Origin of the sequence: Anatilimnocola aquadivae (assembly GCF_049819085.1) — a bacterium.
Taxonomy (GTDB): domain Bacteria; phylum Planctomycetota; class Planctomycetia; order Pirellulales; family Pirellulaceae; genus Anatilimnocola.
The window spans coordinates 3564695-3575398 of sequence record NZ_CP187419.1 but is presented as its reverse complement, the minus strand read 5'-3'; the positions used below and the strand labels follow the sequence as shown (position 1 = coordinate 3575398).

The following is a 10704-nucleotide window of genomic DNA, read 5'->3' as shown; positions in this document are numbered from 1 at the left end:
ATCATGCGACAGTACCAAAGGAAGTTATTTCGCGTTTGGCCCTTAGCCTCAGTGACACCGGATAATCACCATTCACTCCGGCGACTTAGCAGCCAAGAATGGATACTGACAACGTTGTCAAATTTAGCTTCAATGGCTCGGTCGATCATCGGGTTATTCCCAGAAGGGAGCAGCCGTCGGCAATCACACTGAAATGCGATGCACGTCTTCCCCTTCGCATACGCCACCCCAATTTCAAACGCCACTCCCTCGTCGATTGTACGCCCATCAAGAATTGCCAACAACACATCGCAACTGGATAGCGCTTCCGTATCTACTTGAAACACCATCTCGGCTGCTTCGTTGAATGGACATTCGATAGCGAAGCTTTGCGTTGCTGTTCCAACTAAGCCATGATCGACTCGACTGCTTGCTCCAGCCTCCATGGGAAGTGCTCGCCGTCCAAGGGGTTGGGTTAGGCTTCGAATGTTTTGCTGCTGCCTCACTACCGTTATCGAGTGCTTCAGTTCGGTTCGAAAATGTTGCTACCACTCGGCCCCGGGAACCTCTCAATCTCAACGACTTGCCTGCTTCCTGCGGCAAAGCGGTCAGTTCACTGAGGTTGCAGGTTTTCGTTTCACCATTGCTGCTTGAACTAGCGATATCCAGCTCGACTAGCGCGTGTACCTCGGGATACTGAGCAGAAACCATCGATCTCGCTTGAATCTCCAGGGCGCGGCACTTGATGGGACACTCAGTCCGTGCGCCCATCGCCACATCCTCGATTAATTGTCCCTGAAACAACTCGCCAGGATCCGCTGTTGCCAACTCTCTTCCGGGGACAAAACCGCAGAGAACTACGTATCGACCGGGCCTTCCACGTGTATCGCGACCACCGTCGAGAAACCGGTAGTAACACCGCCATTCACGGTTAACGTCGACCATTCCGCCCCAAACAACCGATTCAGTCAGAGCACTTGGGTCCGGCGGAAGATCAGCCGCAAGACCTTCGTAATACGTCTGGGCAAGGAGTTCAAGCGATAGAACCGGATGATGCCACGTCCAGTAGGTACCGTCGGCAGCCTGAAACGCGGGATCGTAGAGGGCTAGATAAATTTTCATCGTAAGCTGCTCGTTGCCTCAAGCGGGTGGCCTTCGAGTTGCTGTTCGATAGAGCGATGTGTTTGTCGCTCTTGCGGCGCTGATGTCGCACAACTCCGCAGCATCCAAATCAACAGGAACAGGATCGTCCAGAATCCCCCGATGTACTTGCTAACATCCTCGAATGTCACCTTCCTCGGGAACAAGGTTTTCCACTCGGGCCAGTTTTGAACATTCCATTCGCTTACTGTGGTTTCTCCCGGACTGACTGGCCTCTGCTGACCTCGCACGGCACCACTCGATTCACTCGCATTTTCTGAATTTGGATGATCAAACCGTGCCGACTCAGGCGATCCTCCGCTACTTGCCTCAGATCCTTCGACCGAATTCGCTTGCGGTGCAGCGGAGGTACTGGCTTGCGTACATGCTGCCATCCACTTCACGAGTGCTGTGAAGCCTTTGCAGCGAAGCGTGCCATCTGGAACTCGTCTTGGTCTCCCATGCTCATCCGGCTTCGTCACCGTTTCGCCGACCGCCGACACGCGAAAGATGGGAATGCTTCCATCTTGGAGATATTTGCCAGCCACGTGGGGCAGGTGTCGACGAGCTACCTGCTGGAGGTCAGAGCTCTGCTTCAGTTCTTCCCGGTAGAGATCGGCTTGCGTGAAGACCAGGCACATCGGGCCTTCGGGACACTGGTCAGCACGATAGTCCATCGCACCACGCAGGAGCCATTCGTTCTTCAGCCGCTGAAGCGGATCTTGTTCACCAAGAAAGTCTCTTAGGTTCACCAAGAAAGCTACCGCATCTGCCGTGCGAATGGTCTCTGCCAGTAAACGCAGACGGCTAGGAAGATGCGCGACGTTCGCTATCTGCTCTTCGGAGAACAACAGTCGCAGATCCTGTCCTGCCGAATCGATTAGGCGGAGTGGTCCGGTGTGGCCGTACTCGAATTCGTACTGCCATTCGAGATTGTGCCATTGCCCCGGTGGCGTGGAGGGAGGCCATTCCGATTGCTTGAGAATTTGCCAAGCACTTTCCACATACTCGGCTGTGGGCCGATTCTGCGGATGCAAACGCATCAGGTTTTCGGCAGTCGGTCCATAAAGTTTGCTAAGAACCGTTAGCAGAACCGTCTTACCGCATCCCTCGGTGCCGACAAACACAATGCCCGTCATGCGTCAGTTGCCTCCCGTGAGACTACGATCGATTTGCTGGCCGATCGATGTTCGGCGGGCTACGGCTTGCCAGCGCGACCGGCTGTCCGGGCGCCAGAGAGAGCCGGTTTTGCGACCTTTCGATACGACATACTCTCGGTACCACTCAGACCAGTTTGCGGCCGTGTGCAGAGTCTGGCTGATTAGCGTCGTTTGACGTGCATGAGGATCAGACAGTTCGGTGATTCGCTGCTGGAGTAAATGGATCCCGCTGCCCTCCAGCTGTTCGGGTGAACGTGTTTCTTGTGTGGAGTGAACGCTCAGTGGAGCGACAAAGTGAAACTGTGGTGCATTACGGTGAAACTGGCCACGGAAGCGGTCTCGGAAGCGAGCTTTGTCGCTGGCCGACCATTCTTCACCGAGAGTGACAATGAGGTCATCGCAATGATCTGCAAAATATTGATCGCGGAACTTTATCTCGCGCTGACCAATCCCTTGCTCACCCAGCACAACCCAAAAAACTTGCGAGACCTGCTCCTGCAGATAGCGTTGGACTGCCGAATCATGACTTCCAAGCTCCTGATCGAACTGTGCAGCGCCGAAGCCAGGCGTATCCGCCAGCACTAAACCCTCTGCGAGCAGCGGGTGCGGCAGATGAACACTTAATTTGGACCGCATGTTCGCGCCTTGCGCTGACCAACTCGCCAATAGTCGGTGTAAGTGCCCTGGATCTGACCAGGCGACCACTTGTCGCTCGATTGAATTCGGTTCTCGCAGGCAAACAAAGGGATGATCGCCGTAGCAAAACTCAATGGGCAGTGCGGTGCAGGGGCCGTTTCGCCGTGGTGACAGGTCGGCGCCGAGCAAAGCATTCAGCAACGTCGACTTACCGACGTTGGACAGCCCCACCACGGCGATCGTGTAGCGCCGCTTCGCCTGCGCCACTCGCTGACAGTGTTTCAGCACTAGAAGCGCTACTTGTTGCAGTGCATCCTGCAGCACAGGGTCACGCTGGTACTCAGCCGACTCACTTAGTAGGAGGTAAAGTTCGTCCAGGAGGGACGATAGTTCGGTCGAATCGATGGTTGGCATGGATCTAGGGCCCTTCACCCCTCGTTGCGGGACCTAGCAGCAGGGATTCGAGCTTTGCCGCCGTCTCCTGCAACTGCCGGATTCGTGCTTCGTCAGGGCGTTTGGCCAAAACTTCGCGGAGGGTGGTCTCCAATTGCTCCAGTTGCCCCGCGTTCTGTGCTCGAAATTCGTCGACAATGTCCGTTCCCATCTCGCGCAGTTGGGCGATTCGGTTTTTCCGCAGCCGCTCGAAGATGGTTGCCACCTGGGTTTCCGCTGCTTCCTCTAACTTCTGCCGCGTTTTGAGCTTGGAAACTCGCCAGGCAAAAGGGACAGCTGCCACGCCGAGCCCTACCAACGTCCAGCCAACGGGCCCCGACATTGCGACCCACAAGGGAGTCGTGGTCAGAGCGACCGGCGCCGATACGGTCGCGGTACCGGCTCCCAAGAATGAAAAAATCCCGGCAGCCTCCGGCAGCAAAGAAGTCCCCAGGGCACTTAAAAGTGATGGCGCACTAACGGTGGTGGTAGCGGCGGCGATGGCGGCCGCATTCGCCGCCGCGATACTGCTAGCCGCAGCTTGTCCGGCAAACATCAGGCCACTTCCCACCGCCACAGACGCCAATCCCCCTGCGATTTCTTTCACAGGCTGATCAGCAAAGTCAGTTCCCCGGGAGTGCATGCCCATGAAACCTAGTTCCAGGCGGGGATACTCCTGCTGAAGTTTTTGAGCAACGGTCTGCAAGCGAGTTTCCAATTTGCCTGCTACCGGCTGTAGCTCGGTTTCGACTTGCCGCTGAATCAGTGTCGGCAGTTCTTGGACGAGTGCATTTACTTCAAAGAGACTCGTCTCGGCAATCTTGCAAGCGACCGTGGTTCGGGCGCGGGCCTCGACGTCGTCTAGTTCGCGCTCGAACTCACTCAGCGCGCGGCGCCACTGACGTTCGAAGTCGGCCTCGGCCGGCTTTTGACTCGCTTCGATCCGCTGCCGTTCTTGCACTAGCCGTTGTTGATCGGCGACAAGTTCTGCCGATGATTTGCTCGCGCTGGAAATCTCGACGGCAATCGCCTGAGCCAGTGGTTGCACGGCCTGGAGCACGCGGCTGCGAAAGCGATCTTCCAGAACTTGGCCCTTGTGTTCCGCTAAGAATGCGCGGACGTCGGCAATCAAGGGCGCGAGTTGGCTGCCCGGTAGATCTCCGCTGAAGGCGCGTTTGGCGCTGACCCGGTACATCTTGGTGACTGGAATGTTTAGCTTGGCCAGAGCTGAACGGTTATGGTCGACGGCTGCGTCGATATCGGCTGGTGTTGACTCATCGATCCGGTTGATTGCGAAAAAGATCTTCTGAATGTCTGCCTGTTTGAGTTTTTCCAGCAGAGCCAGTTCGTCTTGATCGAGCGGCATCCGCGCTGTCACGAGAAACACAACCGCATCCGCCTGCGGGATGAACTGATGCAGGAGGGCATCATGGTATTCGTGTAGTGAACCCGCTCCTGGGGTATCGATCAGCTCCACGTGACGATCGAGGTTGGGGAAATTGCCTGACACTTCGACAAGCGCAACTTCCTTGCGATTCTCCGGATTCCCTTCTTCGGTCACGTAGTCGCGAATAGCCGCGTAAGGGATGACCTCGGTGTGGCCGTCTCGAAAGAATATCTTCGCCGACTCAAGGTCCGAGCGCCGAAACGAACTGATGGCACTGGATGCGGGTAGCTTGTCAATCGGCGCAACGGTGTCATCCTGCCTACCGAGCAGGGCGTTGATCAGCGTGGATTTACCCCGTTTGACCTTGCCCAAGACGGCCAGACGAAAGGGAGCGGTTTCGAATTGTTCGCTGGCTTGCCTCACCGTCTGCGCGGTGGCCGGCTGGCCGTAGTCGGTGGCAAGTTTGGCTAGTTTTTCAGCCCAGGCAACGAGTGAAGCACGGCGGTCGCGATCAGTGAGCTGCATCAGCAAATCTCCCTTGGATAAGGAGATGCGTAGCTCAAAAATCTGCAAAGCGGTTGTGTTCAGCGCATGAAAAAGGACGCTGAACCAAGCCCGCACTCGCAACCCCCGCCAAGGGGCAGACGAACAGTACCTGGCCAGCGCCCCTCGCGGGGCGCGGCTCAAGCACTGCTTCGTCTGATACAGAACCTTGCGGTTCAGTTGGCGGTATTTGCGAAAAGCAGTTCTCGATGCTCGCGCATCGTTCGATATGTCAACTCAGTGCAAGGTCGCACCGAGCCGTAAGTCAGTTTCGTTCGTTAATGGCATTCCTTGGCAAGAAAATGAGGTTCGGCGGCATCGGGCCGCCAAGAAACCTGGTGAAGTTTATCTGCGGACACCGTACGAATCCAGTCCGCGCAGAATTGCTGACCCTGGATCACCAAGTAAATCGCGGTCGACCAACGAAAGAGTGACGTACACCTAAATTTCTTGCGTATCGGGGGCATAATGACATGCCCGCCCAACCATTGTCCGCTATTGCGGTGTGGTCGATGAGCTTGGCGCCATTCACGCTGCCCGGTCCGCCCAGTTGCTAGTCTAGGAGTCGGTACGTCATTCGATCCTCTGCATCGCAATCGGTGCGAGCTAAATTTCTTCGTAAAATGCGTCATAGTTAACTGAGGAGGAAGTTATCTATCGGTCGTTCGATTGTGACGGTCATTCGAGTCAATTATGTACCCGGCGGCCTGCCAAGTCGCACGGTGATTCCTGGAAACACATCGCGTCGCACTGGCGGCCGGCGCGCAGGAAGATACTTAGGCTTCACTCGCATGACTTCGATCAGGCGTTCAACTTCGCTTGTCAAAATGCGGATCCGCCCCTGTCCCTTCGCTCCGCCCTGCAGATAGTCGATTGTGACTTTCTCGCCACGAATTTCTAGCAACCCGTAGTCGGACTGGCCGAGCCAGTCGTAGAGCGTTGTTACAGAAATGCCGAGCCGGCGCGCAGCTTCCCTCGGTTGCAAATAGTCGGCTTCCACGACCTGTACTCGATTGCGTGGTGAATGGTCTGTTCACCAGCAAGGGAATTCCGGTCTACTTCAGTCGCGGCCGGCGGTTCTGCTCGCGGGAACCGCGAAGCATTGCTTCGCGATTCGCTAAGTCGGCCCAGTCGAGCTACTTGAACGCTCGATCGGCCACCCGCCTGTTTTCAACCATCTCCGCGAAATAGTGCAGCATGCGCCAGAGCACATGCCACAGTGATTGGTTGGCCGGCTCGGCCCAGATCCTGGTGACAATGGGCTGCAGTAGCTCCATCCGCTGCCAGACCAACGAGAGCGGCAAATATCCGAAATAGGGCTGCGAGCGATGAAGCTGATTGAAGCGAACCAGGTCCGATTTTTTCAGTGGTTCCTCGAGAGAATGCAGGAATGCGGCCGAGTACCAGTCGATCGCAACCGCCGACAAACAGTAGGAAAGCCAGGTGAGCTCCTGCCAGGCGAACAGCACGATTTCTTTCGAAAGCACTCCGCCTTTTGTTCCCGCCTTACCCATCAGCGACTTCGTCAGGTTGCTGTTGCCACCACACATGGAAGCGTCGAACTTCGACTGAGACATGGAAGCGCGTCGTTCAATTGCGGCAATGAAGCGTTCGACGACTAAGTCGAGCATTGACTCGTGCCAATCTTTAGGTGGTGTTAGTACTTCAAAAAGCGCGCGACGGACAACCAAGTTGGCCTCTGATGGCGAAATCGCGAGCGGATTACGTTCCGCGGCTGCCATCAAGCCAAAGCTGATCGCCGTTGAAGTGGGACAGTTTGCGCGTCCAACAGCTTTTGCCCGAGCCCGACCCTCTTCGATCAAAGTGTTGATCGACCATGGTTCGCCATCTCCCTTCGAGTCCAGACCGAGATCGTAGGGAAGCACGGAATCAGCCCCGATTACTTGCGAACCGCGTTGTTTAACGTGCAAATCGCTCCGGCATGCAAATCGGCGGTAGATGGCGGCATGGGTACACGCGGCTCGACAGCGAACCAATTGGATGGGTAGTGGATTAAGCCCATGCTTACAGCGGCCATCTAGTTCTCTTTGCAAGACTATCTGCCCGACAGCGTTCGCTTTTGCTGCAAAGATTTCCGGTTCGCAAGAGTGAATCGTCCGGCCACGATTTGGTAACACCAAGGCGTGATGCGTGATCGAGAAATCATTAGCCAGTTCACCCTGCAATGCCGCGTTGGGAAGCCAAGTGTACGACATTGACCGCATAGGGCGTTTGAACGATCCCTCCATGCCTTCGTCAGCTATTGCGACGGTGCCATAGGTGTGGCGGAGCGAGTTTCTGCGCGACCCGCTGTCGGCCGGTCGCAGATGTCTTAGTTCTTCAAACCAATTATTCATAAAGATAATCCCGAGGAGGTGAACAACAATTGTTTCGTCGCAGGCTTGCTCTCACTCAACAATCCCGAACGTCAACGTGAATCATTCCGCCTCGAAAATGCAATCCCGGTTTTGTCTGCTGATCTTTTTTCTGTTCTGCAAAGGAGATTTTCATGTTTCGAATCGAGGTGCTGGGAGCCTTTACGCTCCTAGTCCTGCTGCTCACTTTTGCACTCGCCCGAGAAATTCGGCTCCGGCGAGCCTTGCAGCGTCTACTTGTCCGAATCTTTCACCAACGGAGACCCCCTGATGAACCCCCGCTGCCTACTGATCCCGCTCGGGATGAGTCTGCCGCTCGTGATGAGCGGCTGTAGTTCGGAACCCAATGAACGCTTGGCTCAGTTCGCCGAGCAGAGTGTGCAACAACAAGCCCGGCAGAATGAGACCGTGGCGGCCAATGCCCATGAGGTCACGCGGGCAACCGATGGCCTTGTCAAAGCGGATGCCTCTGCTCGTCAGGAACTATTCGCCGCGAGTCGCGAGCAGCAAGCTGCCTTACGCTTTGAAGCACGGCAAATTGAGCAGGCACGCCAGGTCCTCGACACTGAGCGGCGCGAACTGGCTGCCGAGCGAGCGCGAGAAACACGCTCGCTGACGACCATGAGCGCACTACTTCAGCTGGCACCATTGCTGTTGCCTCTAGCGCTCATTGGTTACCTGCTGTACCTCGCCCGTCAGCCAGATCCCGACGATGCGGCGCTTTGCGAAGTGCTGCTGACTGAGGTGACTGCTGAGCAGCCTACGTTGCTCGCCCCTTCATCACTGCAGAACCTGCCCGAGAGTCCGTCAGCTGACGGCCCCAAATCTTCCGATTGACGTCCCATCTTTGTGATCTTTCCACATTCAACTTTCAGGAGAATCATTCGTGTCCCATATCGTGCAAATCCAAACGCAGGTCCGTGATCCGGTCGCGGTGGCCAGTGCGTGTCAACGGCTGGCCTTGCCAGTCCCGGTCGAGCGCACCGTCCAGCTGTTCAGCCGGACCGAGACCGGCCTTGCTGTCGAACTACGGGGCTGGCGCTATCCCGTTGTCTGCGACCTGACGAGCGGCGAGGTCCGTTACGACAACTACAACGGCCGCTGGGGTGCCCAGGCGGATCTAGATCAACTACTTCAGGCCTATGCCGTCGAGAAGACCAAGCTCGAAGCCCGCAGGAAAGGGTACGCCGTTACCGAGCAGCCCCTGCGAGATGGCTCCGTCAAGCTCCTCGTACACGTGGGAGCCTAGCGTCATGCAGATCATCGAAGTGATCGTATCTCCGCAAGGGGAATCAACCATCCAGACTCGCGGGTTTCAGCTGCAAACGTGCCGAGCCGCGAGCCAGTTTCTCGAAGAAGCACTGGGGCAACGCAGGGCTGAGCAGCTGACGGCAGAATTCTATCAGCCACAACTAGCAGCGCAACCGTTGCAACAAGGCCAACGCTAGTCTGCCTCACCGCTGGGGACGGTGCGCCAAACGCATCGCTCTTAGTAACCCCCAGCGGACACACTATTTCTCTTACTTCAAACCCAAGGAACCTATCCTATGTCGCTCACCGAGCGATTAGACGAACTCGTGCGCGCATGCTTCACCGGCATCTGGATCGAGTCGCACGAACACGAAGATGCCCTCGCTGAAATTGCCCAGCTCTGCCGCGCCCAGGACTGGCGGCTGGCCGTCTGGGACCTCGACCAGGGTCTGAATCTGGTTGGCGCTCCTTCGGGCACCTCGCCTGTTGCCGCCGATCCACTCTCCGCCGTCAAAGTGGCCGGCTCGCTCCCGCCCACCGAGCAGCCCACCCTGGTAGTGCTGGTGAACTTCCATCGCTTTCTCGGTGCCGTGGACGTCGTGCAAGCGCTTACTCGGCAGATCGTGGCTGGGAAGCAGACCAGGATCTCGCTGGTGATCCTGGCCTCCCAGGTAGCGCTCCCGACGGAACTGGAAAAGCAGTTTGTGGTGGTGGAGCATGCGCTCCCCGGCCGTGAGCAACTCGCCGAGATTGCCCGCGGGATTGCCACGCAGCCAGACGAGCTTCCAGATCCGGTTGATTTCGAGCGGGTGCTCGACGCGGCCGCGGGACTGACCCGCTACGAGGCCGAAGGGGCTTTTTCACTGTCGCTGATTCGCCATGGTCGCTTGTGCCCAGAAGTCCTCTGGGAGCAAAAAACGCAGCTCCTGAAGAAGAGCGGTTTGCTGACGCTGCACCGGGGCGGCGAATCGTTCGCCCAACTCGGCGGCCTGGAGTCGCTGAAAGCCTTTTGTCTCCGGGCGCTGCGTCGGCCAGGCGACCACAATCCGCTCGTGCGTCCGCGGGGCGTGCTCCTGCTCTCCCCGCCGGGCTGCGGCAAGAGTCAGTTCGCCAAGGCCCTGGGACATGAAACGGGAAGACCGACTCTCGTGCTCGACCTCGGCGCGATGCTTGGTAGTCTCGTCGGTGAATCCGAACGGAACCTGCGGCTCGCGCTGAAGCTGGTGGACGTCATGGCCCCCTGCGTGCTGTATGCAGATGAGCTGGAGAAGAGCCTGGCAGGAGTTTCGGGCAACGGCGACTCAGGTGTCTCTGCCCGGCTGTTCGCTCAGCTGCTGGTCTGGCTCAACGACCATACCAGCGACGTCTTCTTCATCGGCACCTGCAACGATATCAGCCGCCTGCCACCCGAGTTTCCGCGGGCCGAGCGGTTCGACGGCGTGGTGTTCATTGACCTTCCCGAGGCGGCTCAGCGACGACGGATCTGGGAGCAGTATCTGCAACTGTTCCAGTTAGATGCGGAGCAAGCGCGGCCGCAGGATGAGCAGTGGACCGGCGCGGAAATTCGTGCATGCTGCCGCCTAGCAGCCTTGCTCGACGTTCCTCTGACGGTCGCCGCTCAGAACATCGCGCCAATCGCCGTCACCGCCGCCGAGTCGGTGGAACACCTGCGGACCTGGGCCACGGGCCGCTGCCTCTCGGCCGACCGGCCTGGAATCTATCAGCAGGGGCAAGCCGCTGCGCCGGTTCGCCGCAAGGTGAGTCGTCCTGCTAACCAGAACTAACCGCTGCCTGTAAAGGC

11 protein-coding genes are annotated in these 10704 nt (G+C 57.5%); 4 read left to right on the top strand and 7 right to left on the bottom strand.

Annotated elements, in window-relative coordinates:
• Positions 1–65: 65 nt before the first annotated feature.
• The 7 genes from NA78x_RS14530 to NA78x_RS14500 form a co-directional block, all read right to left on the bottom strand.
• On the bottom strand, positions 66–329 hold the full coding sequence (locus NA78x_RS14530) for a nucleoside 2-deoxyribosyltransferase (RefSeq protein WP_425619451.1): 264 nt from the start codon (positions 327–329) through the stop codon (positions 66–68).
• Positions 268–1101: a hypothetical protein gene (locus tag NA78x_RS14525; protein WP_425619502.1), complete on the bottom strand. Its 834-nt coding sequence runs from the start codon at positions 1099–1101 to the stop codon at positions 268–270. Before NA78x_RS14525 ends, NA78x_RS14530 begins: the two co-directional genes overlap by 62 nt.
• Entirely contained in the window at positions 1098–2258 is a 1161-nt protein-coding gene (locus NA78x_RS14520) for a hypothetical protein (RefSeq protein ID WP_425619168.1), read from the bottom strand. The genes NA78x_RS14525 and NA78x_RS14520 overlap by 4 nt, the downstream gene beginning before the upstream one ends.
• Positions 2259–2261: 3 nt before the next feature.
• Positions 2262–3329, bottom strand: coding sequence for a dynamin family protein (locus tag NA78x_RS14515; protein ID WP_425619167.1), 1068 nt, complete (start codon positions 3327–3329; stop codon positions 2262–2264).
• 4 nt (positions 3330–3333) lie between these two features.
• Positions 3334–5259 (bottom strand): dynamin family protein, encoded by a 1926-nt coding sequence (locus NA78x_RS14510; protein ID WP_425619166.1) that lies wholly within the window; start codon positions 5257–5259, stop codon positions 3334–3336.
• 709 nt (positions 5260–5968) lie between these two features.
• Positions 5969–6277 (bottom strand): DNA-binding protein, encoded by a 309-nt coding sequence (locus NA78x_RS14505; RefSeq protein WP_425619165.1) that lies wholly within the window; start codon positions 6275–6277, stop codon positions 5969–5971.
• A gap of 136 nt (positions 6278–6413) precedes the next feature.
• Complete coding sequence (locus tag NA78x_RS14500) at positions 6414–7634, bottom strand: hypothetical protein (protein ID WP_425619164.1); 1221 nt, start codon at positions 7632–7634, stop codon at positions 6414–6416.
• Between the two features lie 288 nt (positions 7635–7922).
• Between NA78x_RS14500 and NA78x_RS14495 the strand changes: the two genes are divergently transcribed.
• The 4 genes from NA78x_RS14495 (at position 7923) to NA78x_RS14480 (ending at position 10687) form a co-directional block, all read left to right on the top strand.
• Positions 7923–8489 (top strand): hypothetical protein, encoded by a 567-nt coding sequence (locus NA78x_RS14495; protein WP_425619163.1) that lies wholly within the window; start codon positions 7923–7925, stop codon positions 8487–8489.
• A gap of 49 nt (positions 8490–8538) precedes the next feature.
• The gene (locus NA78x_RS14490) at positions 8539–8901 is read left to right on the top strand and encodes a DUF1257 domain-containing protein (protein WP_425619162.1); all 363 of its coding nucleotides are present in this window, start codon (positions 8539–8541) and stop codon (positions 8899–8901) included.
• A gap of 4 nt (positions 8902–8905) precedes the next feature.
• Positions 8906–9100, top strand: coding sequence for a DUF2997 domain-containing protein (locus NA78x_RS14485; protein WP_425619161.1), 195 nt, complete (start codon positions 8906–8908; stop codon positions 9098–9100).
• 99 nt (positions 9101–9199) lie between these two features.
• Positions 9200–10687 (top strand): AAA family ATPase, encoded by a 1488-nt coding sequence (locus tag NA78x_RS14480; RefSeq protein ID WP_425619160.1) that lies wholly within the window; start codon positions 9200–9202, stop codon positions 10685–10687.
• Positions 10688–10704 lie beyond the last annotated feature (17 nt).

Bases quoted from the DNA above. Each gene is read 5' to 3' on its own strand.
- NA78x_RS14520 (WP_425619168.1), bottom strand. From the start codon at position 2,258: ATGACGGGCATTGTGTTTGTCGGCACCGAGGGATGCGGTAAGACGGTT.
- NA78x_RS14525 (WP_425619502.1), bottom strand. From the start codon at position 1,101: ATGAAAATTTATCTAGCCCTCTACGATCCCGCGTTTCAGGCTGCCGAC.
- NA78x_RS14530 (WP_425619451.1), bottom strand. From the start codon at position 329: ATGGTGTTTCAAGTAGATACGGAAGCGCTATCCAGTTGCGATGTGTTG.
- NA78x_RS14480 (WP_425619160.1), top strand. From the start codon at position 9,200: ATGTCGCTCACCGAGCGATTAGACGAACTCGTGCGCGCATGCTTCACC.
- NA78x_RS14515 (WP_425619167.1), bottom strand. From the start codon at position 3,329: ATGCCAACCATCGATTCGACCGAACTATCGTCCCTCCTGGACGAACTT.
- NA78x_RS14500 (WP_425619164.1), bottom strand. From the start codon at position 7,634: ATGAATAATTGGTTTGAAGAACTAAGACATCTGCGACCGGCCGACAGC.
- NA78x_RS14485 (WP_425619161.1), top strand. From the start codon at position 8,906: ATGCAGATCATCGAAGTGATCGTATCTCCGCAAGGGGAATCAACCATC.
- NA78x_RS14495 (WP_425619163.1), top strand. From the start codon at position 7,923: ATGAACCCCCGCTGCCTACTGATCCCGCTCGGGATGAGTCTGCCGCTC.
- NA78x_RS14510 (WP_425619166.1), bottom strand. From the start codon at position 5,259: ATGCAGCTCACTGATCGCGACCGCCGTGCTTCACTCGTTGCCTGGGCT.